26 protein-coding genes are annotated in these 24,036 nt (G+C 51.9%); 11 read left to right on the forward strand and 15 right to left on the reverse strand.

Going from position 1 to position 24,036, the window contains the following annotated elements:
• Complete coding sequence (gene sapF / locus AM379_RS20585; protein ID WP_014170351.1) at positions 1-807, forward strand: putrescine export ABC transporter ATP-binding protein SapF; 807 nt, start codon at positions 1-3, stop codon at positions 805-807.
• Between the two features lie 147 nt (positions 808-954).
• Here sapF and AM379_RS20590 read toward each other — a convergent pair whose 3' ends face one another.
• On the reverse strand, positions 955-1,545 hold the full coding sequence (locus AM379_RS20590; protein ID WP_032678285.1) for a TetR/AcrR family transcriptional regulator: 591 nt from the start codon (positions 1,543-1,545) through the stop codon (positions 955-957).
• A 132-nt stretch (positions 1,546-1,677) separates the two neighbouring features.
• On the opposite strand from AM379_RS20590, the gene AM379_RS20595 reads away from it, so the two are divergent.
• On the forward strand, positions 1,678-2,073 hold the full coding sequence (locus AM379_RS20595) for a RidA family protein (protein ID WP_020882451.1): 396 nt from the start codon (positions 1,678-1,680) through the stop codon (positions 2,071-2,073).
• Positions 2,074-2,145: 72 nt separating this feature from the next.
• A complete protein-coding gene (locus AM379_RS20600; RefSeq protein WP_032678286.1) occupies positions 2,146-2,970 on the forward strand; it encodes a helix-turn-helix domain-containing protein in 825 nt (274 codons plus the stop codon).
• A gap of 52 nt (positions 2,971-3,022) precedes the next feature.
• Here the strand turns inward: AM379_RS20600 and AM379_RS20605 are convergent, their stop codons facing one another.
• The 3 genes from AM379_RS20605 to AM379_RS20615 form a co-directional block, all read right to left on the reverse strand.
• The gene (locus tag AM379_RS20605; protein WP_106504374.1) at positions 3,023-4,372 is read right to left on the reverse strand and encodes a sensor domain-containing diguanylate cyclase; all 1,350 of its coding nucleotides are present in this window, start codon (positions 4,370-4,372) and stop codon (positions 3,023-3,025) included.
• Between the two features lie 182 nt (positions 4,373-4,554).
• Positions 4,555-4,839: a hypothetical protein gene (locus AM379_RS20610; protein WP_032678287.1), complete on the reverse strand. Its 285-nt coding sequence runs from the start codon at positions 4,837-4,839 to the stop codon at positions 4,555-4,557.
• Between the two features lie 57 nt (positions 4,840-4,896).
• Positions 4,897-5,562 (reverse strand): helix-turn-helix transcriptional regulator, encoded by a 666-nt coding sequence (locus AM379_RS20615; RefSeq protein WP_236900306.1) that lies wholly within the window; start codon positions 5,560-5,562, stop codon positions 4,897-4,899.
• Between the two features lie 317 nt (positions 5,563-5,879).
• On the opposite strand from AM379_RS20615, the gene fabI reads away from it, so the two are divergent.
• From fabI to pdeR, 4 genes are all read left to right on the forward strand, one after another.
• Complete coding sequence (gene fabI / locus AM379_RS20620; protein ID WP_020882447.1) at positions 5,880-6,668, forward strand: enoyl-ACP reductase FabI; 789 nt, start codon at positions 5,880-5,882, stop codon at positions 6,666-6,668.
• Positions 6,669-6,824: 156 nt separating this feature from the next.
• Positions 6,825-7,811: a CMD domain-containing protein gene (locus AM379_RS20625; RefSeq protein ID WP_014170359.1), complete on the forward strand. Its 987-nt coding sequence runs from the start codon at positions 6,825-6,827 to the stop codon at positions 7,809-7,811.
• 88 nt (positions 7,812-7,899) lie between these two features.
• Positions 7,900-9,834: an exoribonuclease II gene (locus AM379_RS20630; RefSeq protein WP_032678288.1), complete on the forward strand. Its 1,935-nt coding sequence runs from the start codon at positions 7,900-7,902 to the stop codon at positions 9,832-9,834.
• A gap of 324 nt (positions 9,835-10,158) precedes the next feature.
• A complete protein-coding gene (gene pdeR / locus AM379_RS20635; RefSeq protein ID WP_025204002.1) occupies positions 10,159-12,150 on the forward strand; it encodes a cyclic di-GMP phosphodiesterase in 1,992 nt (663 codons plus the stop codon).
• On the opposite strand, the gene AM379_RS20640 is transcribed toward pdeR, so the two are convergent.
• The gene (locus AM379_RS20640; RefSeq protein WP_014170362.1) at positions 12,147-13,013 is read right to left on the reverse strand and encodes a crotonase/enoyl-CoA hydratase family protein; all 867 of its coding nucleotides are present in this window, start codon (positions 13,011-13,013) and stop codon (positions 12,147-12,149) included. The two genes, pdeR and AM379_RS20640, sit on opposite strands and share 4 nt — an antisense overlap.
• 192 nt (positions 13,014-13,205) lie before the next feature.
• Here AM379_RS20640 and AM379_RS20645 point away from each other — a divergent pair, with 192 nt between their 5' ends.
• The 3 genes from AM379_RS20645 (at position 13,206) to osmB (ending at position 14,666) form a co-directional block, all read left to right on the forward strand.
• Positions 13,206-13,388, forward strand: coding sequence for a YciZ family protein (locus tag AM379_RS20645; protein WP_025204000.1), 183 nt, complete (start codon positions 13,206-13,208; stop codon positions 13,386-13,388).
• 43 nt (positions 13,389-13,431) lie between these two features.
• A complete protein-coding gene (yciT, locus tag AM379_RS20650) occupies positions 13,432-14,184 on the forward strand; it encodes a DNA-binding transcriptional regulator YciT (protein ID WP_020882444.1) in 753 nt (250 codons plus the stop codon).
• A gap of 263 nt (positions 14,185-14,447) precedes the next feature.
• A complete protein-coding gene (gene osmB, locus AM379_RS20655; protein WP_008501216.1) occupies positions 14,448-14,666 on the forward strand; it encodes an osmotically-inducible lipoprotein OsmB in 219 nt (72 codons plus the stop codon).
• 104 nt (positions 14,667-14,770) lie between these two features.
• Here the strand turns inward: osmB and yciH are convergent, their stop codons facing one another.
• The 5 genes from yciH to pgpB all read right to left on the reverse strand — a co-directional run bounded on the left by yciH (position 14,771) and on the right by pgpB (position 18,420).
• Positions 14,771-15,097, reverse strand: coding sequence for a stress response translation initiation inhibitor YciH (yciH, locus tag AM379_RS20660; RefSeq protein WP_014170365.1), 327 nt, complete (start codon positions 15,095-15,097; stop codon positions 14,771-14,773).
• Positions 15,097-15,834, reverse strand: coding sequence for an orotidine-5'-phosphate decarboxylase (gene pyrF / locus AM379_RS20665; RefSeq protein WP_032678289.1), 738 nt, complete (start codon positions 15,832-15,834; stop codon positions 15,097-15,099). The genes yciH and pyrF overlap by 1 nt, the downstream gene beginning before the upstream one ends.
• A 185-nt stretch (positions 15,835-16,019) precedes the next feature.
• Positions 16,020-17,189, reverse strand: a complete 1,170-nt coding sequence (gene lapB / locus AM379_RS20670; protein ID WP_014170367.1) for a lipopolysaccharide assembly protein LapB — start codon at positions 17,187-17,189, stop codon at positions 16,020-16,022.
• A gap of 6 nt (positions 17,190-17,195) precedes the next feature.
• Positions 17,196-17,504, reverse strand: a complete 309-nt coding sequence (locus tag AM379_RS20675) for a LapA family protein (protein WP_013096374.1) — start codon at positions 17,502-17,504, stop codon at positions 17,196-17,198.
• Positions 17,505-17,652: 148 nt separating this feature from the next.
• Positions 17,653-18,420 carry a phosphatidylglycerophosphatase B gene (gene pgpB / locus AM379_RS20685; protein WP_020882442.1) on the reverse strand — a complete coding sequence of 256 codons (768 nt, stop codon included), beginning with the start codon at positions 18,418-18,420 and terminating at the stop codon, positions 17,653-17,655.
• Positions 18,421-18,617: 197 nt separating this feature from the next.
• Here pgpB and ribA point away from each other — a divergent pair, with 197 nt between their 5' ends.
• Entirely contained in the window at positions 18,618-19,208 is a 591-nt protein-coding gene (gene ribA / locus AM379_RS20690; protein ID WP_003856813.1) for a GTP cyclohydrolase II, read from the forward strand.
• A gap of 44 nt (positions 19,209-19,252) precedes the next feature.
• Here ribA and acnA read toward each other — a convergent pair whose 3' ends face one another.
• The 5 genes from acnA to cysB all read right to left on the reverse strand — a co-directional run bounded on the left by acnA (position 19,253) and on the right by cysB (position 23,957).
• The gene (acnA, locus tag AM379_RS20695) at positions 19,253-21,928 is read right to left on the reverse strand and encodes an aconitate hydratase AcnA (protein ID WP_032678290.1); all 2,676 of its coding nucleotides are present in this window, start codon (positions 21,926-21,928) and stop codon (positions 19,253-19,255) included.
• A 163-nt stretch (positions 21,929-22,091) separates the two neighbouring features.
• Entirely contained in the window at positions 22,092-22,190 is a 99-nt protein-coding gene (gene ymiC, locus AM379_RS24435) for a small membrane protein YmiC (RefSeq protein ID WP_032669830.1), read from the reverse strand.
• 140 nt (positions 22,191-22,330) lie between these two features.
• The gene (locus AM379_RS24225; RefSeq protein ID WP_032669764.1) at positions 22,331-22,501 is read right to left on the reverse strand and encodes a hypothetical protein; all 171 of its coding nucleotides are present in this window, start codon (positions 22,499-22,501) and stop codon (positions 22,331-22,333) included.
• A gap of 2 nt (positions 22,502-22,503) precedes the next feature.
• Complete coding sequence (locus AM379_RS20700) at positions 22,504-22,644, reverse strand: YmiA family putative membrane protein (RefSeq protein WP_214579162.1); 141 nt, start codon at positions 22,642-22,644, stop codon at positions 22,504-22,506.
• A gap of 338 nt (positions 22,645-22,982) precedes the next feature.
• Positions 22,983-23,957, reverse strand: coding sequence for an HTH-type transcriptional regulator CysB (gene cysB, locus AM379_RS20705; RefSeq protein ID WP_063214347.1), 975 nt, complete (start codon positions 23,955-23,957; stop codon positions 22,983-22,985).
• Positions 23,958-24,036: the final 79 nt, after the last annotated feature.

Raw genomic sequence — 24,036 nt, forward strand, 5'->3', positions numbered from 1 at the left:
ATGGTCGAAACCTTACTGGAAGTCCGTAACCTGAGTAAGACCTTTCGCTACCGTACCGGACTGTTCCATCGTCAGACCGTTGAAGCCGTGAAGCCGCTAAGCTTTACCCTGCGCGAAAAACAGACGCTGGCGATCATCGGTGAGAACGGTTCCGGTAAATCCACGCTGGCGAAGATGCTGGCAGGCATGGTCGAACCCTCCGGCGGCGAAGTGCTGATAGATGACCATCCGCTGGAATTCGGCGATTACTCTTTCCGCAGCCAGCGTATCCGCATGATCTTCCAGGATCCGTCGACATCGCTCAACCCGCGTCAGCGTATTTCGCAAATCCTCGATTTTCCGCTGCGTCTGAATACCGATCTCGAGCCAGAAGCGCGACGCAAACGCGTTTTTGAAACCCTGCGGATGGTTGGGCTGCTGCCCGATCACGAGAGCTATTACCCGCACATGCTCGCCCCCGGCCAGAAACAGCGTCTTGGGCTCGCGCGTGCGCTGATATTGCGCCCGAAAGTGATCATCGCCGACGAAGCGCTCGCCTCGCTGGATATGTCGATGCGGTCACAGTTAATTAACCTGATGCTCGAATTACAGGAAAAACAGGGTATCTCGTATATCTACGTGACCCAACATCTGGGGATGATGAAACACATCAGCGACCAGGTGATGGTCATGCATCAGGGTGAGGTTGTTGAACGTGGCAGTACCGCGGATGTTATGGCCTCTCCGCTTCATGAACTGACTAAGCGATTGATCGCCGGCCATTTCGGTGAAGCATTAACCGCGGACGCGTGGAGAAAAGACCGCTAGCGCGTTGGTGCAAGGGGCGGATTAACAACGCTCACCACACGCGAAATCCTCGCGGCGTTTTAACGCCCCTTATCCGACAAAAATGCCCCCGGCACACCCATTCCTTTAAGGGTTAAATGGCAGCTCGCGCGCGTTAACCCTTTCCTTTCACTGATGGCGTAACCCGCTTGCAAGCAGGACAAACACCTCAATCGCATGTGGCAACGTCTTCTGTGGATCGTCACTGGCGGCTATCAACAGTGCAGCATTGAGCGCAGCGCCATTTAACAGCTGTGCAGCGACGTTTGCATCCATGTCTTTCAGGACCTTGCGTTCAATCATTTTTTCTATGGTCTGACGGGTAGATTCCAGGCAGCTATTCTGGCTGGGCCAGTGGGCCGGGTCACCCAGAACAGCCGGACCATCACGCAGTACAATACGCTGCACTTCCGGATCGAGCGCCATTTTGATGTAAGCGACGCCTTCCGCCAGCAGTCGTTCCCAGTCATTCTCGGCGCTGGCGGCAATTTCCTTCGCCTTTCGTGCCATTTCGCTGTCTATCTGGGCGACCACCGCAGCCAGCAAGCCTTTCTTGTCAGTGAAATTATGGTATAGCGCTCCACGTGTTAACCCCACGCTTGCGGTCAACTCATCCATGGAGGCTGCGGCATAGCCTTTCTCGGCAAAAGCTTTGCGCCCTGCCTGTATCATTTTTTCGCGATTTTCCTGGGCCGTTTCGGCACGGCTTTTTGCAGCCATAAGACGTCCTTGGTTACGTTGTGTTTTTCCGTTTGACATACGTGGCGTATGTGGTTTAGATTTTGACATACGCCGCGTATGTTAATACGACCGCGTGATCTCAACAATACCCCCAATCGAAAAGGAAATGCCATGCACCCACGTGAACCTGTATTTCCCGCTAATCGTCATGCCCTCTATGAAGAACATGGCTATTCTGCTGCCATTCGCTCTGGCGATCTGTTATTTGTCTCAGGCCAGGTTGGAAGCCGCAGCGACGGCACACCTGAAACGGATTTCGGCGCTCAGGTACAACTGGCTTTTGATAATCTCCAGGCTACGCTTTCTGCCGCGGGATGTACGTTTGATGATGTGATCGACGTGACGACGTTTCATACCGATCCTGAAAATCAGTTTTCAACCATCATGGAAGCCAAAAAATTAGCGTTTCCCCGCCCCCCTTATCCAAACTGGACGGCCGTGGGGGTAAACTGGCTTGCGGGCTTTGATTTTGAAATTAAGGTCATTGCCAGAATCCCACCGCAATAAAGCAAGTATTCGGCATAGACCCCACCGGCAATTTATTAATTACGTCATGACGCCACATGCTGTAGATATCGAATGAAAGATAGTATTAGTAAATATATTCTCACCTGGGTAGAGGAAAATAATTTTTCTATTTTACATATTGATCAACTGGTTAAAGATACCGGGTATAGCAGAAGAACCATCGAAACATGGTTTAAAGAGAAATATCACCTCTCTTTAGGTGAGTACATCCTAAGGAGAAGGCTGAGCCTTGCGGCCATCATGCTCAGAATGACGTCGCTTCCCGTTACGGACATTGCTTATTTATTTCACTACCAAAGCAGCCAGGGGTTTTCAAGAGCCTTTAAAAAGATGACGGGACTCACCCCTTCTGAATACAGAAATGCAAAAGAGTGGGATTTTGATATCCTTCAGCCCTCATTTTTATTAGACGATCTTCAAACACCCAAAATAACACTCTGTGAACTCAATGAGATTTTTCCGTATACCCATGAGATTATAGAGCACGATCATCTTTTTGATACAGCGGTGCACGATGTCACTAAAAAAATCAAAAAACTCCTGCTTGAGAATCGCGATCGGATCCAACAGCTTGCCATAGTGCCGCGCCGACCAGAACGTCTGGGTAAAAGCCGTTCCTATCTGGTAGAAGTCTTAATTTCATATTGTTTAGACAGCACTAAAACAACAAAGAAAGACACACTTTTACTTACCGGGAAATATGCAAAAATGTCCTTTGAAGGCAGCTGGGAGAGTTATAGCGCCTATAACAAAATTGCGTTTGTTAAGGCAATGGTGACGAACCGCCTGACGTTGCGCGATGGCATTCATTTAATGCGTTTTAACGCCTGCAGCGATGAGCGCGTTAACTTTGATATTTACATCCCTGTGTTATAACCCCGTTTTTTCTTGCGCGTAAATCACACCGCGGGAGGCGCGCAACGCCGGTTCAGACCGACCCTGCGGCCTGTCTGCACACGGTTCTGTTTTTACCACCGTGCTTGGCCTCATACAGTGCTTCATCCACATCACGAATGATATCGCTACTGTTGACGTTTTCCTGAATGGCTGAGCACACGCCAATACTTAACGTTACCGTCAGGGGCACCGCGTACAGGTTACCCTGCCCGGTGCGTTGCTCAACATTCTTGCGAATACGTTCTGCGACGACTACGGCCATACTCCTGTCCGTGTCGGGCAACAGCAGGCCAAACTCTTCACCTCCCAGTCTGGCAAAGACGTCATTATCACGAATACTGTCTTTAATAATATCCACGACCGCCAGAATGACGTGGTCCCCCACAGGATGTCCCCAGGTGTCATTAATGGTCTTAAAGTTATCGATATCCAGCATCATAATGCTGGTGCCCTTTTCTGTTCTGAGCATGCGGAGCCGCTGAAGTGCCTCAAAAAAATACTTGCGGTTGAAGATCTGCGTAAGGGGATCGCGGTTAACCCGATCGCCAAAAAATCTCAGCAAGCTGAAGACATGTAACAGTAAGGTACAGATAACAAATAGTTTACTGAACACTTCTACCGCCCGGCTGATATACCAGAGCGACAGGTTATACGTATCGAGTAAGAGCAGGAAAAAGTTATAGGTGATCGCAGAAAGGCACACCACGATGATGCTGTTCCAGACGCCAGATGAAAAGCGTGTCACGTAAGTCATGTAGCAGGCCAGGGCCGACCAGAGCACTATCAGAGCGTTAACGTAGCGGACATCCCAGACAGGATGATACTGATCGGGGCGATACGCGGCTATCGTTAATGTCCAGGTTGGATTGTAGCTGCTCAACGCATGGGCCAGCACCGGGAACATAACCAGGGGGATTAACGATATTAGCGCCAGCCAGACCTTATTCCGTAATGTGAACCGTCGCCGTGCCGTGTGTTTCTCCACCCATACAGCAAGCCCCAGCAAAAAAATAAAACTTAACTGGCGGAAAAAATAAAATACCGCCGTATCGTTAGTTTTTAGCGTATGGGTTAACCCTGCGTCTTCAGGAAGCTGAATGACGATAATCGTTTCTATGAAATAGATGAGACCGCTCAGAAACGCCATGCTCAGGATTAACAGGGATAAATGAGATCGGTCAGACGCATACTGCATCTGGATAAAAATAGAGATAATGGTATCCAGAAAAAATAGCGCAATCATGACGATCAAATAGGTTGTCATGGGTACCCTGAAACCTGGATTATCATTAACAAAAAAGGAGTTCACCGCGATCATCAGTGCAAACAGCAGCGCACCGGACAGCACGATCATTTTCTCAGCCAACGTAATGTTATTCATGTTCATTAATACCGCATAAATAAAAGACGTGAAACGGCAGAGCGATTTACACCATTCTCTGCTTAACATCGAGGGGCAAACCGGTCAGGCTTGCCACCCTCTTTTCAGATGCTTCAGTTAACCGACCTCAGTCTGTTGAAGTGGATTATCCCGGTCGATGTCGTACCGAACCGGGATATTCCCTACTGCGCTTTACTCACCAGTGAGATCACTCTTACCTGCTTGTTGCGATAGGCTATCGCCAGCGCTGAATAGGCCCTCGCCGGTAACGTATGATGTTTGTATTGTGAATAGACGTTGATAACCTCATTATCTTTACCGGCCCACAGGGCGATTTGCATCCAGTCGGCGACCTGAGACTCATCAAGCCGATGGTGGCCTGAAAACCAGGACAAGGCTGGTTCCGTATTGCCTTTTCTCGCCTCGATAATCAGAGCGTCATACTGACTATGTTCCGCTGGTGTCATGGCCGACACCGTCGCGTAAGGAAAAGAAACCGTTCCGACAATTAACGTCTTAACTAATTACCGCATAACGGCATATTTACCGGAAAAATGATATTCCTGTTTTTGGTGCGACGTATTATCCGGTGACAGATAATCAATTATGACTTCAGCCATGTTTTCCCGGCTTTTATCCAGGCCTTCTGGACGCCGTCCCCTGATGGCGATTTCTTTTACCTCCCCACGATGATCAAGCAAAAGTTTTCTCAGTCTTTTGGTCACATCCTGTATCGCAGGATTAAAAATATGATCATATTCCGTCAGGGTATCGTTATAGGAAAACGTCCGCGCCAGCCGACAAATCTTCACGTCAGGTTTACGGAGCCCTTCTAATAACAGTGAAGGATGGTAACGCTGGAAGTCCCATATTTCATCGCTTCGATATTGAGACGGTGTTTTCCCGGTCAATTTCTTAAACGCGCGGGCAAAACCCTGTCCACTATGATACTGAAAAATGTGAGCGATTTCGGTGACCGGCAGCGACGTCATCCTTAATAAAGACGCGGCATAGCTCATTCGTCTCCTGAGCATATACTCACCCAGCGACTGGTGGTATTGGTGTTTAAACCAGATTTCGAGCGTCCTTCTGCTGTAACCCGTTTTTACGACCAGCCGATCGATATGCTCCAGAGATAAAATATTATCTTCAACCCAGTCTATAACGTGTTTGTTAATGATTTCTTTCATGTTTTGACTCTAACTGGATTGTAATACGTAAAATCCACTGAACGGATCATTTTGCGCAAAAACGCCCGCCTCTGGTTGGATGAGGCGAACCGGTCGCGCAGTGATATAATGGACGGATGCCTGTGAAACAGCGTGATAACGCGTTCGCTCACCCCCTTCCATGACATACGTCACGGGCTTTGAGCGAGAAATAGCGTGACACAAGGGGCACTGAGTGGGATATAATTTCGAGCTAATTTCGAATGACTTTGAAATGTTGCCTGTAATGCTATGATTTACAAGGCAAAAAATAAGCAATGAATATAAGGATTAAATCTATGGGTTTTCTTTCCGGTAAGCGCATTCTGGTAACTGGCGTTGCCAGCAAACTGTCCATCGCATACGGCATCGCACAGGCTATGCATCGCGAAGGCGCTGAGCTGGCGTTCACCTACCAGAACGACAAGCTGAAAGGCCGTGTAGAAGAGTTTGCCGCGCAGCTGGGTTCCAGCCTTGTTCTGGAATGCGACGTTGCACAAGACGAAAGCATCGATGGCATGTTTGCTGAACTGGCAAAAGCATGGCCGAAATTCGACGGTTTCGTTCACTCCATCGGCTTCGCTCCTGGCGATCAGCTGGACGGCGACTACGTGAACGCGGTAACCCGTGATGGCTTCAAAATCGCTCACGACATCAGCTCCTACAGCTTCGTGGCAATGGCTAAATCTTGCCGTGCGATGCTGAACCCAGGCGCAGCTCTGCTGACCCTGTCCTATCTGGGCGCAGAACGTGCTATCCCTAACTACAACGTTATGGGTCTGGCTAAAGCGTCTCTGGAAGCAAACGTCCGCTACATGGCGAACGCGATGGGTCCAGAAGGTGTGCGTGTGAACGCTATCTCTGCGGGTCCAATCCGTACCCTGGCAGCTTCCGGTATCAAAGATTTCCGTAAAATGCTGGCGCACTGCGAAGCGGTTACGCCGATTCGTCGTACCGTTACCATTGAAGATGTGGGTAACTCTGCAGCGTTCCTGTGCTCTGACCTTTCCGCGGGTATCTCCGGCGAAGTGGTTCACGTTGACGGCGGCTTCAACATCGCTGCAATGAACGAGCTGGAAATTAAATAAGCTGTGACTCTCTTCCCTCACGGGAAGAGAGTTTTCCTTCCTCCGCCCGACCCCTTCGTTATTCCGTTCAGCTATTTGTTATCACCTAACAATATTTTTCCCCACATCTACCTTACGCCAGGATATTGATCGCCATTTTGAGATCAAGGAACGCCCATGGAACAACGCCGTTTTTCCGGCAAAGGCCACTGGTACCACGAAACCCAGTCAAACCACGCGCAGACGGATGTTCTGCCTCTGGTGCCCGAAGCCGCTAACGTCGACGATCGTTTTTTGCTCGATTTAGCCCTGCCTGACGAGATTGTCGCCGCCTGTACTGGCTGGCTCACCCCTGCCAGAACCTTATGCCACCTGTTGTTTCCGCTCTCAATCTCCGTTAACCGGCTGCATACGCTCAGCGCCTACGACAGATTGAGTACTGCATTAACGGTCGCGCAGGCCTGTGGCGTCCAACGGTTGTGTAACCACTATGCCGCCCTCCTCGCCCCGCTTCCCGGCCCTGACTCCTCACGCGAAAGTAACCGCCGCCTGGCACAAATCACCCAGTACGCCCGTCAGCTCGCCAGCTCACCTGATGTCATCGATGATAAAGCACAGCAGCAGCTTGATGAGGTGGGCCTGACAACCTACGACATGGTGCTTATTAATCAGATTATCGGCTTTATCGGTTTTCAGGCACGCGTGGTGGCCGTCTTTCAGGCCCTGCTGGGGCATCCTGTACGCTGGCTGCCCGGCCATCATATTCAGCCGCACACGCTGCCAGCCGCTCCTGAGTCCTGGGTGGCGCTTTTACCTGTCGTTGAACTGCGTTATGCCAGCGCGCATCAGCTTGAATCGCTTTCCCGCTGGCAGGCCGAACCCGCCCTTGAAGCGCTGACGCCGGTACTCAGCCATGAGCCCATCCTGCTCGACCTGACGGGTGAAATCCTGGTAAACAGCCATGATGATATTTCTCTTGATTCGCCGGCGCTTTCGGCGGCAATCGACTTGTTGACGCGTTCTCCGGACCGCTTCAGTGCCGCACAGTTCACCCCGCTCACTGAACAAGGACTGCCTGCGGTACGGGCGATAAAACTGCTCACCCGGAGCGCGATGGATGGCTGGCTTGAACGCCTGAAAGTCGCGTTTGGCAAAGGGGAATAACCATACTAATTACCCAAAGACCGCTTGCTGTGACAGTGAGAATCGCGTAAAACTGTCAGCCGCTCAATGGCTACGAAAATAGAACATTATGTTTCAGGACAACCCGCTGCTAGCGCAGCTTAAACAGCAACTGCATTCCCAGACGCCGCGTGCAGAAGGGGTCGTAAAAGCCACGGAAAAGGGCTTTGGCTTCCTTGAAGTTGATGCGCAGAAAAGCTACTTCATTCCGCCACCGCAAATGAAGAAAGTGATGCATGGCGACCGCATTACGGCCGTCATTCATACCGAAAAGGAACGTGAGTCCGCCGAGCCGGAAGAACTGATCGAACCGTTCCTGACCCGCTTCGTGGGTAAGGTCCAGCGAAAAGACGATCGTCTTTCTATCGTGCCGGATCATCCCCTGCTGAAAGATGCCATTCCTTGCCGCGCCGCCCGTGGTGTTGAGCATGATTTCAAAGAAGGTGACTGGGCCGTAGCAGAAATGCGCCGTCATCCTCTGAAAGGCGATCGTGGCTTTTATGCTGAACTGACCCAGTTCATCACCTTTGGCGACGACCATTTCGTGCCATGGTGGGTGACGCTTGCACGCCATAATCTTGAGAAAGAAGCGCCAGACGGCGTAGCGACTGAAATGCAGGACGAAGGCCTGACGCGTCGCGACCTCACTGCCCTGGAGTTTGTCACTATCGACAGCGCCAGCACAGAAGATATGGATGATGCGCTGTATGCGGAAGAGAGCGCTGATGGCAAAGTGCATTTGACCGTCGCCATTGCCGATCCCACCGCATGGATCGTTGAAGGCAGCAAGCTGGACGATATGGCAAAAGTCCGATCGTTCACTAACTACCTGCCGGGCTTCAACATCCCCATGTTGCCGCGCGAACTGTCAGATGACCTCTGCTCACTGCGTCCAAATGAAGTGCGTCCGGTCCTTGCCTGCCGTATGACCATCGCCGCCGATGGCGCGATCGAAGACGATATTGAATTTTTTGCCGCAACCATCGAATCGAAAGCCAAGCTGGCCTACGACAATGTTTCCGACTGGCTTGAGAATACCGGCACCTGGAAACCGGAATCAGACGCGATTGCCGCACAGATCCGCCTGCTGCACCGCATTTGTCTGAACCGCGGCGAGTGGCGTAAAACCCATGCGCTGGTCTTTAAGGATCGTCCGGACTATCGCTTTGTGCTGGGTGAGAAAGGCGAGGTGTTGAATATCGTGGCCGAACCGCGTCGCATTGCGAACCGCATTGTTGAAGAAGCGATGATTTCTGCCAACATTTGTGCCGCTCGCGTCCTGCGTGACAAGCTGGGCTTTGGTATTTACAACGTCCACACCGGTTTTGATCCGGCCAATACCGAAGCGCTGGCGGCCCTGCTGAAGAACCACGATGTGCACGTTGACCCTGAAGAAGTGCTGACGCTGCAGGGCTTCTGTAAGCTGCGCCGCGAGCTGGATGCACAGCCATCCGGTTTCCTCGACAGCCGTATCCGTCGCTTCCAGTCCTTTGCTGAAATCAGCACCGAGCCGGGTCCACACTTTGGCCTCGGCCTGGAAGCCTACGCGACCTGGACGTCACCTATTCGTAAGTATGGCGACATGGTCAACCACCGTCTGCTGAAGGCGATCATTAAGGGTGAGTCCATTGCGCGTCCGCAAAATGACACCACCCTGCAGATGGCCGAACGACGTCGCCTGAACCGTATGGCGGAACGTGACGTGGGAGACTGGCTGTACGCACGCTACCTGCAGGATAAAGCGGGTACAGATACTCGCTTCGCCGCAGAAATCATTGATATCAGCCGGGGCGGTATGCGCGTTCGCCTGGTGGATAACGGTGCCGTCGCCTTTATCCCTGCCCCGTTCCTGCATGCCGTCCGTGACGAACTGGTCTGCAGCCAGGAGAATGGTACCGTGCAAATCAAAGGTGAAACAGTTTACAAAGTCACAGACGTGATTGACGTTAACATCGCTGAAGTTCGCATGGAAACCCGCAGCGTTATCGCGCGACCGGTCGCCTGATAACCGCTTAAATTGTCGGCCGTTTCCCTTCGGGAAGCGCCGACAATTTTTCTTTTGAACCCCCGCCGCAAAATCATTATTTTTTCGTACTATTTTCAGCGCCTTCCCGCCCAAAATTGCCATAATTATCTACAGTAAAAGAGTGCCGTTATATTCGGTTACGTGAATTTTTATACAATAAATACCCTTTTTCGCCAGACGCGTTTTTTATAAGAAAACCGGGAAAAAACACGACGTTCATTTTGGGGTTGCCGCTGTTTCACAACGGAAAAGTCGACGGCAAATGAATAATTTGTGCGCTAATGAGCAGCTGCGGGAGAAAACATGATGGACGATCTGGAGCAGAATTTGCTGTTTCGTTACATGGGTACGCATAGCCCCTGGTGGCGAATGACAGCTGACAGCAATGCTCTGCACCTTGCCGCCAGCGAAAATGCCGATGTGACTGAGGTGGTGGCGCTGGATGATGAACAAGCCGAACTCATCCGCCAGTTAACCGTCATTACCTCCAGCATCTCCATGACGCTCTCGTTGTACGGGGAAGATGTCCCGGTTCATCTTGTGGGGCGCAAAATAACCCGAAATGAATGGGCCGGCACCGCGTCAGCGTGGAACGATACGCCCTCCGTGGCTCGTGACCTGGCTCAGGGCCTCTCTTTTGCTGAACAGGTTGTCTCTGAAGCCAACTCCGTCATCGTTATTCTCGATCATAACGGCAATATTCAGCGTTTTAACCGGCTGAGTGAAGAATATACCGGTCTGAAAGAACAAGAAGTTATTGGTCAGAACGTGTTCAAGCTGTTTATGAGCCGCAGCGAAGCGGCAGCTTCAAAGCGCAATATCACCGGTTTTTTTCGCAACGGCAGCTCCTACGAGGTCGAACGCTGGATCAAAACGCGTAAAGGGCAACGGCTGTTTTTGTTCAGAAACAAGTTTGTTCATAGCGGCAGCGGCAAAAATGAAATTTTCCTTATCTGTTCTGGCACCGACATTACCGAGGAGCGCCGCGCCCAGGAGCGTCTGCGCGTGCTGGCCAATACCGACACCATTACCGGTTTACCAAACCGTAATGCGATCCACGAACTGATTTCTGATGCCATCGCCAGCCGCGGTGAAACGCAGGTAGGCGTGGTGTATCTCGACCTGGATAACTTTAAAAAGGTCAACGATGCCTACGGGCATATGTTTGGCGACCAGCTATTGCAGGCTGTCGCTCTGGCCATTCTGAGCTGTCTGGATGACGGTCAGGTGCTGGCGCGACTTGGCGGTGATGAGTTTATTGTCATGGCCACAGATACCTCTCAGGGCTCTCTGGAAGCCATGGCGTCGCGGATCTTAACCCGTCTGCGCCAGCCGTTCAGAATCGGCCTGATAGAAATTTACACCGGTTGCTCGCTCGGTATCGCCCTCGCCCCCCAGCACGGTAACGACAGGGAAAGCGTCATCCGTAATGCCGATACCGCCATGTACACGGCGAAAGAGAATGGCCGGGGCAAGTTCTGCGTCTTCTCACCCGAGATGAACCAGCGCGTATTTGAATATCTCTGGCTGGATACCAACCTGCGTAAAGCGCTGGATAACGATCAGCTTCTGATTCACTACCAGCCTAAAATTACCTGGCGGGGTGAAATCCGAAGTCTTGAAGCGCTGGTGCGCTGGCAGTCGCCGGAACGCGGTTTGATCCCGCCACTGGAGTTTATCTCTTATGCCGAGGAGTCGGGATTGATTGTCCCGCTGGGCCGCTGGGTGATGCTTGATGTGGTGCGCCAGGTGGCTAAATGGCGCGATAAGGGGATTAACCTGCGCGTGGCGGTCAACGTCTCCGCACGTCAGCTGGCCGACCAGACCATTTTCAGCGATTTAAAGCAGGCGCTGAAGGATCTGGATTTTGAATACTGCCCTATCGACGTTGAACTCACGGAAAGCTGCCTTATCGAAAACGAAGAGCTGGCGCTCTCTGTGATCCAGCAGTTCAGCAAACTTGGCGCGCAAATTCATCTTGATGATTTCGGTACCGGCTACTCGTCTCTGTCGCAGCTGGCGCGGTTCCCTATCGACGCCATTAAACTCGATCAATCCTTCGTCAGGGATATACATAAACAATCGATCTCCCAGTCTCTGGTGCGGGCCATCGTCGCGGTGGCACAGGCCTTAAACCTGCAGGTCATTGCTGAAGGGGTCGAGAGCGCGAAAGAAGACGCCTTTCTGACCAAGAACGGCGTCAACGAACGGCAGGGCTTTCTCTTCGCTAAGCCAATGCCCGCTGCCGCATTCGAGCGATGGCTAAAGCGATATCAGTCGCGAAAACAACGTTAACTGGCTTTGCGTAATGCCCCATGATGGCGGTTTTGCAGCATCACCAGACGCTCCATGTAGGCGATATCTTTTGGCTCGAGGCAAAACGCCGCATCAACCCAGTCTTCCGTGATATCCATCAGTTCACTGCGCGGCAGTTGCAGTACCCGGGTTCGGGCGCGCAACATCGCCCTTACCCCGTTCAGCTTCGGCCGCAGCGTGTCGATGAAGGTTCTGACGGAGACGTAGCTCTGCCCGGGCTCAAACAGCACATCGACCAATCCATGTTGTTCGTACCATTCTGCCGTATGCGACTCCCCCTTGTAGATGAGTTCTTCCGCCAGTTTCATCCCTGCCCGACGTGCGACCAGCGAATATGCCCCCATGCCCGGGAACAGGTTGAAGGCAATTTCCGGGAAGCCCAGACGGGCATCGCGCTGAGAGAGAACAAAATGGTGTGCCAGCGCAGCCTCAAACCCACCGCCTAGCGCACTGCCTTCAACCATCGCCAGAGAGACCGCGCCCGTATCAAACCCCCGCGACGCTGCGTGGACACAGTCGACGCAGGCACGTGCATACGCGCGTAACGCTTCACGCCGTCCATTTTGAATGCACTCTACGAAGAACTGTAAATCGCCTCCCGCATTATACATTTCAGGAACCAGTGACCCGGTTACCCAAAAATCGACAAGATACCCGGACTGGCGAACCAGCCAGGAGAGGTTCATGATCTCCTCAATTAACGCATGATTAAAACAAGGACGAGGTTGCGCCCGCAGCATCATCCAGATGGTGTGCCGCTCTTCCTCGTAGTAGGCTGACAACTGTGTGAAACGTTCAGTATCGGTAAACAGGGTGCAGGTAGGCTGGTTGATAACTGTCATAGTCTAATTCCTCACAGAAAAAGCGCCTTGCGCGCAGTTTTAGACTAATCCACTCATTAAGCCCGCAGCATGTGGGGGAATAAATTTATCACTTTCATTTATGTAATTTAGTTATTGCATTTTTTCCCTTCTCTTTTGATCCCATTTTCTGCATCATTGAAAATATTACCTTTTCACACCTGGGGTGAGATTATGTCTACTATTGATGCACAAGCTGTAGCACAACGTATTGATACCGTGCTGGATATCCTGGTGGCAGGCGATTATCACTCGGCGATCCGTAATCTGGAGATCCTGAAGTCTGAACTTCTTGCTCAGAAGGGTGCTGAAAACGCGCCTGAGAACGGACAGCCAAAAGCGCCGTGGGAAGTTTGATCCTGCTGTTTTCGAACCTGTTTCGCTTTATTAATTGGATGCTATGAATTCCCGACAACAAATCATTTTGCAGATGGTCATTGACCAGGGACGCGTCAGCGTAGTCGATCTCGCTAAAACCACCGGCGTTTCAGAAGTCACCATCCGCCAGGATCTTAACCTGCTGGAGAAACAGAGCTACCTGCGTCGTGCGCATGGGTATGCGGTCCCGCTCGATAGCGAGGACGTTGAGACGCGCATGATGAACAACTACGCCCTGAAGCGTGAGCTGGCGGAGTTTGCCGCGTCTTTAGTTAACAATGGCGAGACGGTGTTTATCGAAAACGGCAGTAGCAATGCCTTACTGGCGCGCACGCTTGCCGAACAGAAAGATGTTACTATCATCACGGTCAGTAGCTATATCGCGCACCTGCTCAAAGAGACCCGCTGCGAGGTGATCCTGCTGGGCGGCATTTACCAGAAAAAAAGCGAAAGCATGGTTGGCCCCCTGACCCGCCAGTATGTTCAGCAGGTCCATTTCAGTAAGGCCTTTATTGGTATTGATGGCTGGCAGCCAGAAACGGGCTTCACCGGCCGCGATATGATGCGTTCTGATGTGGTGAATGCGGTGCTGGAAAAAGAGTGTGAGGCCATTGTGCTGACTGATAGCTCAAAATTTGGCGCCGTTCACCCTTATACCATGGGGCCAGTCTCTCGCTTTAGCCGCGTAATTACCGACGAACGTTTGAGCGATGAACATCGTATTAAACTGGAAGATGACGGTCTTATCGTCAATATTATTAAAAAGTCGTCCTGAGTCCTTTAAGCGCCCGAATGTCGGGCGCCTATGTCCCTACTGTCTGAGATGATTCCTAACCCTCCTTTAAGAGTTTTTACCTGTTTAACCCGCCTTAAAGTCGTAAAATTAATGTTAGCGATATAACAGGAAGTGACTATCACCTGCGTGATTACGTAACGCCTGCGCGACCAGCTTTCACGGAAAACAGTTTTTAGGTATTCAATTCGTCTATACTTAAAGCGTAGCTCTTTCCGTGAATCGATAATTCAGGAGAAAGTATTATGACCTTAACCAGCAAAAAATTAGCCGCCGCTGTTCTGGCAATCACTGTAGCAATGTCCCTGAGCGCTTGCTCTAACTGGTCTAAACGTGACCGCAACACCGCAATTGGTGCCGGTGCTGGTGCTCTGGGCGGTGCGGTATTAACAGATGGTAGTACGCTGGGTACATTAGGTGGCGCTGCTGTCGGTGGTATTATCGGTCACCAGGTTGGCAAATAATTATTAAATAAGCCTCCACCGGTACTGCGATATTAGAACGCATTTCAGGTCTGACTTACGCACGTAAAAAAAAGAGCCACGGCAAATGCCGTGGCTCATCTATTTTAGCCGCCCGCCAGTTTCACTTTCATGCCTTTGGCTTCGAGCAGGGATTTAATTAAATCACGTTTATCGCCCTGGATTTCGATAATGCCGTCTTTCACGGCACCACCGCAGCCACATTTCTTTTTCAGATCGGCGGCCAGCTTAACCAGTTCCGCGTCGTCAAGATCAATGCCGGAGATAAGGCATACGCCCTTACCTTTGCGTCCACTGGTTTGACGCTGGATACGAACAATACCGTCCCCCTTCGGGCGCTCGGCTTTCGCTTTTGGTTCGTCTATACGCCCACTTTCTGTTGAGTAGACCAGACGACTGTTGGAATCAGTCATTACCCCCCCTTTTTCAGTGATGCGTTGATCGCCTTGAGCGTCTCTGACGGGTTAGCAGACTGCGTCACAGGACGCCCAATGACCATATAGTCTACCCCTGCCGCCAGCGCCTGTTCAGGCGTCATAATGCGACGCTGATCGCCTGCCTCGCTGCCGGCCGGGCGGATACCTGGGGTAACAAGTTTGAAAGCCTGGCCCAGTTCTGATTTGAAACGCACGGCTTCCTGCGCGGAACAAACGACACCATCAAGCCCGCAATTTTTCGTCAGGCGCGCGAGACGCTCTGCATGCTCAGCAGGTGACAACGTCACGCCGAGAGCGTGTAAATCACTCTCATCCATACTGGTCAGCACGGTAACCGCAATCAGCAACGGTGCGTCGCTGCCGAACGGCAGGAGCGCTTCACGGGCCGCGGTCATCATTCTTGCCCCACCCGATGCATGCACATTGACCATCCATACCCCCAGTTCTGCAGCAGCAGCCACGGCGTGCGCGGTAGTATTCGGGATATCGTGGAATTTAAGGTCGAGGAAAACGTCAAAACCGCGCTGTTGCAGGTCGCGTACGATTTGCGGTCCAAACAGCGTGAACATCTCTTTGCCAACTTTCAGACGGCAGTCGCGAGGGTCTATACCGTCGACAAAGGCCAGTGCCGCGTCACGTTTATTGTAATCAAGCGCAACAACAACAGGAGAATCAGTAATTACGCGGGAAGCGGAGGAAGTAACAGACGTCATGACCAGCCCTTTTCGTCTATGGGCGCGCAGCGGCGCGGAACAGATAAACGGCGAGCATTCTACCTGCCAGCGCTGAAAATTGACAGGATCGATTTACTCTCCTGCCTGGCCGGCAAACCGCACGGACTCGATGGGTTCTGAAAACCCATCAGTATGTTGTAACTAAAATAGATCGTTTTTAAAAATTACTGCCCATCAAGGCCTCGGATTGGCTTGATGGTCGACCATGCCCGGCATGAAGGACAGTGCCAGTACAGCGTATACGCCGTAAACCCACACTTCTGGCAACGATAGCGCGGTTTGCTTCGTACCTGCTCGCCTACCATGTCGCGCAGTACCATCAGGCTCTCTTTGGCGCGCCCTTCCTCTGCATCGTTGAGGTGGTAGTCCATCAGCTTATGGAAAACCCGCATGGTCGGATGACGTTGCAGCTGACGCGTAATATAGACCTGCGCGGTATCACTGCCCTCATACTGCTCAACCACGTCCGAGAGCATCAGTTCGGCAGTCGCGCCGGTGTTCTCTTCCACGCAACGTCGCAGGAACGCCACCCATTCATCCTGCTTATCCAGTTGTTGATAGCAGGTTTGCAGCATGTCGAGGGTTTCACTGACCAGCTCTTTATCCTGGTCAATAACCCGCAACAGGCTCTCTACAGCTTTGGCATAGTCGCCGTTCGCCATAAAGACGCGCCCCATCATGATGGAGATACGCGCACTGTTACGGTCAGCGGCGGCACCCTTTTTAAGCAATGCCATGGCTTTGTCCATGTCGTCGTTGCCCATTTGCTGAAGGGCCAGTTCACAGTAGAAGTGGGCTATCTCAACTCGCTGCTTATCTTTGCCCAGCTTCACCAGACGCTCGGCCGTATCAATGGCTTTCTGCCAGTCACTGGTGGCCTGATAAATCTGCAGCAGCTGCTGCAAGGCACTGACGCGGAAATCCGTTTCATCCACCAGCTGCGAGAACATGTCTTCTGCACGGTCGTACAGCCCCGCCGCCATGTAATCACGGCCCAGCTGTTGTACCGCCAGCAGGCGTTGATCGTAGGTCAACGAGGCGCTTTCCATAAGGGTCTGGTGAATACGAATGGCGCGGTCAACCTCGCCGCGCGAGCGGAACAGGTTTCCCAGGGTGAGATGCGCTTCAACGGTGCCCGTATCCTCTTTGAGCATATCGAGGAACAGGTCTACTGCTTTGTCCTGTTGATTGCTCAGGAGGAAGTTCACCCCAGCAACGTAGTCGCGGGAGAGTCGGTTAGCCTCATCCTGTTTTGTTTGTTGCGCACTTCTGCGGCCCATATACCAGCCATAGGCTGCGGCTACAGGCAAAAGCAGAAACAACAACTCCAGCATAGTCGATTATTCCTTGACGACCGGCACACCAGAGCTTTCCGGAATGTCGGACGCAGGCGCAATTTGATGTTCGAGTCGTTTAATTTTACGTTCAGCGCGCGCAAGTGAAACACGAACTTTCAACCAGAAAAGACCGCATACCAGCCAGCCAATCGCAAAGCCCGCGGCGAATAAAACCGCCAGAAGGCTCGATACACGATACTCGCCCTGCGCCAGCAGATAGTTAAACGTCACCTGTTGATCGTTTTGTGCACCCAATGTGACTGAAATGACAAAAATCGCCAATACCAGTAAGAAAATGAGTAAATATTTCACATTACTTCCCGTTATGTGGTTCAAGCGAATAAAGTGTGTTCAACTCACCGCAATCAGCCTTATAAACTACCATTTTAGTGACGGGCGCGAAACGGAAAAAGTGACGCACCAGTCATGGATTTATGGGCAAAACACGGAATATCAACCATCAGGCGTCGCTTTGGTCCCTTTCGGCGATCTCTTCTTCCTCGACAGGCGGTGGCGTTAACGGACCGCAGATGCGTTCAGCAAGCCATGTTGCCAGCGTCACAAGCAGCCATGAGATCAGCGTAGCCACCACCAAATCCCGCGGCCAGTGCATCCCCAGCAGCAAACGACTACCCATCACCCCTGTGGCCCAGACCAGTAAAATCGCGATCGTGACAGTACGTCGCCGTGGCCAAAGCAGCCCTACTCCCAGTAACGCCCAGCTGGCGGCAAACATAGTATGGCCGGAAGGAAAAGCAAACCCGGTCTCTTTTTGCCAGTGTTTACGTAAGAACTTCGGGATATCCTGCTGTTCCGCAAGCTGTTCTTTGACCAGCGCACCACGATCTTTACGTTTTAAATTGTAGAACTCATCCACCGGAACATGGTGCGCTTTTTCCAGCCAGACGACAAAAGGACGCGGCTCCTGGACATGATCTTTAACCCAGGACTTCACGCCCTGACCGATGAGGATCGCCCCACCCAGTATCGCAAAGAGCATCAGCGCCGCACGCAGACGAAAGCGCAAACACCACAGAAACCAGGCGCAAAGGATCACATGCGTGATAATTCCCCACGGCTGGGTGACCGTCTCCGTTATCCAGTATAATGTTTTCAGCCATGTGGCGTTCTGCCCCGGCTGCCACATCCAGCCTGAGACCCATACGGCCAGCGGCATAATAAGTAGAATGGCCGCACCTGCTGCCGTACGTCTGGCGATTGAAAGCATGTCTTCTCCTTTTTCGCTAAGCACCACAATCATAACTGAAATTCATCTGTTGGGTGGATATGTCGGATCGTGCGTTTAACGTCCATATAGCATGGCGCCCATTAGGCGAACGTGCTGAGCTTGTGGCAAAATGAACAGATACAGAAAGCCAAACAGGCGAAAGGCACGAAACGTGTCAGCCTACTCTGGAGAATCACATGCAGCTTAAACGTGTGGCAGAAGCCAAACTGCCAACCCCATGGGGCGATTTCCTGATGGTGGGATTTGAAGAACTGGCAACCGGACAGGATCATGTCGCGCTGGTGTTCGGTGACATTTCAGGACAGACGCCGGTACTCTCTCGCGTACATTCGGAGTGTCTGACTGGCGATGCCTTGTTCAGCCTGCGCTGTGATTGCGGTTTCCAGCTTGAAGCCGCCCTTTCTCACATCGCTGAAGAAGGTCGTGGGGTGCTGCTTTATCACCGTCAGGAAGGTCGTAATATTGGCCTGCTGAATAAAATCCGCGCCTACGCGCTGCAGGATCAGGGATACGATACGGTTGAAGCGAACCACCAGCTCGGGTTTGCTGCCGATGAGCGCGACTTTACCCTGTGCGCCGATATGTTCAAGCTTCTTGGGGTAGATGAGGTCCGTCTGCTGACCAATAACCCGAAAAAGGTGGAAATCCTGACCGAAGCGGGGATCAATATCGTCGAACGTGTTCCGCTGATTGTCGGCCGTAACCCGAAGAATGCCCACTATCTTGATACCAAAGCCGCCAAAATGGGTCACCTCCTGAGCGAGTGATCGCGAGATGCCCGGCATCGCCATCGCGAGCCGGGCTGACTGCGTCAATCCAGCATTTTACGAATCACGTAATGTAATATGCCGTCGTTCTGGTAGTAGGTCAGCTCGGTTGCCGTATCAATGCGACACCGGCATTCAAGCACTTCCGTTTTACCGTCTGCTCGCGTTAACGTCACCGGAACCGTTTTACCCGGCTGCAGGTTTTGCAGACCACTAATATCAATCTGCTCTTCCCCGGTCAGTCCCAGCGTTTTGCGGGTGACGCCCTGCGGGAACTCTAGCGGCAGGATCCCCATCCCGATAAGATTCGAACGGTGAATACGCTCGAAAGATTCGGCAATGACCACGCGAACCCCAAGCAGGCGCGGACCTTTCGCTGCCCAGTCTCGACTGGAGCCGGAGCCGTACTCTTTACCGGCAATCACCGCCAGCGGCGTGCCTTCCTGCTGGTATTTAACGGCGGCATCATAAATCGAAACCACTTCCGTGCCAGGTAAATGACGCGTCATGCCCCCTTCCACGCCCGGAACCATTTCGTTGCGGATGCGGATGTTGGCAAACGTCCCGCGCATCATCACTTCGTGGTTACCACGACGCGATCCGTAGGAGTTGAAATCCCGGCGTTCCACCCCACGGCTTTGCAGATAGCGCCCTGCCGGGCTGTCGGCTTTGATACTGCCTGCCGGCGAGATGTGGTCCGTGGTAACGGAATCGCCCAGCATCGCCAGAATACGCGCCCCGTGGATATCCTTAAGGGGAGCAGGTTCAGCCAGCATGTCATCGAAGAACGGTGACAGACGAATATAGGTCGAATCATCCTGCCAGCCATAGGTATCCGAGCCCACGACGTTAATTGTTTTCCATTCCGGCGTGCCCTCAAACACTTCCGCATACTCTTTGCGGAACATTTCGGTTGAGACCTTTTCAACGGCTCGCGCGATGTCGCGTGAAGACGGCCAGATATCTTTCAGGTAAACAGGCTCGTTCTTGCGATCGTGACCAATCGGGTCTGTCGTGAGATTGATGTTCATGTTTCCCGCCAGCGCGTAAGCCACAACCAGCGGCGGCGAGGCCAGCCAGTTGGTTTTCACCAGCGGATGAATGCGCCCTTCAAAGTTGCGGTTACCGGAAAGAACCGCACCCACGGTAAGATCGCCCTGCTTGATCGCCGTTTCAATCGGCTCAGGCAGCGGACCGGAGTTACCGATACAGGTAGTACATCCGTAACCCACGAGGTTAAAGCCCAGCTCGTCAAGGTACGGGGTGAGTTTTGCCTGCGCCAGGTAATCTGAAACCACTTTAGAGCCCGGTGCCAGCGAAGCCTTAACCCACGGCTGCGGTTTCAGACCAAGCTCAACGGCTTTTTTGGCCAACAGTCCCGCGGCCATCAAAACGCTTGGGTTCGAGGTGTTGGTGCAGGAGGTGATAGCGGCAATAACCACCGCGCCATCCGGAAGTTGATACTGATGTCCGTTCAGGACATAGTCTATTGGACGGTGATCTTTTTTCGCGACATTGACTTCCAGTTCATTGCTGGCGGCAAAAGCTTTCGGCACGTCCGGTAACGCGACCCTATCCTGCGGACGTTTTGGCCCGGCAAGACTCGCCTCGACGCTTCCCATATCCAGCTCAAGCGTGCTCGTAAATACCGGCTCATCACCCGGGTTTCGCCACATCCCCTGCGCTTTAGTGTAGGCCTCGACCAGCGCGACCTGCTCTTCACTGCGACCACTCAGGCGCATATATTCCAGCGTGACGTCATCGATGGGGAAGAAGCCACAGGTCGCGCCATATTCCGGCGCCATATTGGCGATCGTGGCGCGATCGGCCAGCGGCAGCGAATCCAGCCCGTCACCGTAGAATTCAACAAATTTACCCACCACCCCATGCTTACGCAGCATCTGGGTGACGGTCAACACCAGGTCGGTGGCGGTAATGCCTTCCGACAGCTTACCGGTGAGTTTGAAGCCCACCACATCAGGAATGAGCATCGACACCGGCTGACCAAGCATAGCCGCTTCCGCTTCAATACCCCCGACGCCCCACCCCAGCACACCGAGGCCGTTAATCATGGTGGTATGTGAATCCGTCCCGACCAGCGTATCCGGATAAGCCACCCACTCTTTATCCTGCAATTCACTCCAGACGGCTTTGCCCAGATATTCGAGGTTAACCTGATGGCAAATACCGGTTCCAGGCGGAACCACGCTAAAGCGGCTGAACGCCTGTTGCCCCCATTTCAGGAAGACATAGCGCTCGTGGTTACGTTCCATCTCCAGACGTACGTTTTCGCCAAAAGCGTCATCATCACCAAAGTGGTCAACGGTCACGGAGTGGTCAATCACGAGGTCAACGGGAGAAAGCGGATTCACTTTTGCCGTATCGCCCCCGAGGCGCTTAACGGCTTCGCGCATGGCGGCTAAATCAACCACGGCAGGAACACCGGTAAAGTCCTGCATCAGGACCCTCGCCGGGCGATAGGCTATTTCTCTGTCGGCATGGGCACTCTTCAGCCATCCCGCCAGCGCCTGGATATCCTCGAGGGTGACGGAATCGCCATCCTGCCAGCGTAAGAGGTTTTCCAGCAAAACTTTCAAGGACTTGGGTAAACGCGAAATGTCCCCAAGCGTTCTGGCAGCCAGTGGCAGGCTATAGTAATGCCAGGTTTTGTTTTCTGCCTGTAATGTGTCCTTACTGGCTTCGCGTAGGGTTAACGACATAAGCTCCTCCTTAATTACAGAGATGTCCTGACAATCATCAGGGCTGTAATTAAAGATAACACAAAGATGTCGTAACGTTTTGATAACAACCCGAATTGATAAATTTAGGAATGGTCCAGTGAAGTGCGAAAACAAAAAACCCCGCCGCAGCGAGGTTTTGGATTTACAGGAAGGCCAGCCAGATGAGCTGAGACCAGAACAGGATCGACACAGAAAAAACGCCGAGCCATGACCAGTATTTGTGAGACATCATGTTATTCATCATAGGGTACACCAGGCATTATTTTTAAAAAGGCTCCGAGGTTTGCCCTCAGTTCTATATTGCTGATGTGTATTTATTAAAGAGTACAAAGGTGCAGAGTCTTTATTCAGACTATTTGCATCATTACGCAATTAACTAAATTATTGTTTTTTGGGTTCGTCTTCTGCGAACACATCAATAAAGGCTTGCTGCTGTGGCGTCAGTTTCCAGGACGCGGGGACAACGGTCGCAGGTGCTTTGCGTCCTTTGTGACCACTGTCACGATGCTGACACATCTGTTTTACCGTTTCTGTACGTACCGTCACTGCCATATTCAACCCCAATATTTCCAGGCAAGGAGAGCAACCACTACCCAAAACAGGGCGGAGACGAGAAAGACCGCCAGCCAGGCTTTACGCTTGAGCGCAGGATCCCTTTGCGGTTCTTCACTTCCTGAAGGCATTGCTAACCTCATACAATCGATATCGCTTATCATTTAGGACCAAACAATTGGTACAATTAATCATCTGTTGAGATAAATCCTAAAGAAACTTTAGCCGAAAAGCCAGTGAATTTACGCATCAATTGGTGGGAAATATTCAATCTTTTGACCAGAAATAAATAATTGAAAAGAAATATTTGCGTAGCCGTAAATTAGTTTCTACTTTTGTCGCCAATTCACGACATTAAAACCATACAAATTAAATGGGTAATGACATTATATGGCAGGGACAATGTAGATGATGATAATTATGATTTAGCTTTGAGGAGTTAATTCGGTATCTTTCCGTGAGGGAAAGATACCGGGAGTGATTATTTTGCCGGAAGTTTGATGTCTTTAAACATATCTTCAATATCTTCATTTGAGCGTAATGCAACAGCCGTATCGACCACGTCACGCGTTAAATGCGGGGCAAAGCGTTGAATAAAATCATACATATAGCTGCGCAGGAAGGTGCTGCGACGGAAACCAATTTTGGTCGTGCTGTGGCTGAAAATATCGTGCGCATCAAGACGAACCAAATCCGGATCTGAAACCGGGTCGACGGCCATGCTGGCAATCACCCCAACGCCCAGGCCAAGCCGCACATAGGTTTTAATGACATCAGCATCCGTGGCGGTAAAGACAATGCGCGGCGTTAATCCCGCCCGGTTAAAGGCCGTATCAAGCTCAGAACGTCCGGTGAAGCCGAAGGTGTATGTCACTAAAGGATATTGCGCCAGCTCTTCAATAGTCACCGACCCTTTCCCCGCCAGCGGATGATCCGGGGTCACTACGATAGAACGGTTCCAGTGGTAGCACGGTAGCATAACCAGATCGTCATACAGGTGAAGCGCTTCTGTCGCGATGGCAAAGTCCGCGTTGCCCTTTGAAACCGCTTCAGCGATTTGCGTGGGCGAGCCCTGATGCATATGCAAAGAGACGCGCGGATAACGTTCTATAAAGCCCTTAATAACGCCTGGCAGCGCATAACGCGCCTGAGTATGCGTTGTGGCAATATAAAGCGAGCCTTTATCCGGCCAGGTATGTTCACCCGCCACGGACTTAATAGCGTCAACTTTGGAGAGGACTTCCCGGGCAATACGAATGATTTCCTGCCCGGCGGGTGTCACCTGCGTAAGGTGCTTACCGCTGCGAGCGAAAATCTGGATACCTAATTCGTCCTCCAGCATACGAACCTGTTTGCTGATGCCCGGTTGCGAGGTATATAACCCCTCAGCGGTAGAAGAGACGTTGAGGTTGTGATTCACCACCTCAACGATATAACGAAGCTGCTGTAATTTCATGCCAGACCATCCGATTTAGCGCACGCGGTCAATCGCTTAAGACGATTTGATAATAAGAAAAGGGTTAACTATAACCACT

Source organism: Enterobacter cloacae complex sp. FDA-CDC-AR_0132 (genome assembly GCF_003010695.1).
Lineage (GTDB): Bacteria > Pseudomonadota > Gammaproteobacteria > Enterobacterales > Enterobacteriaceae > Enterobacter > Enterobacter ludwigii.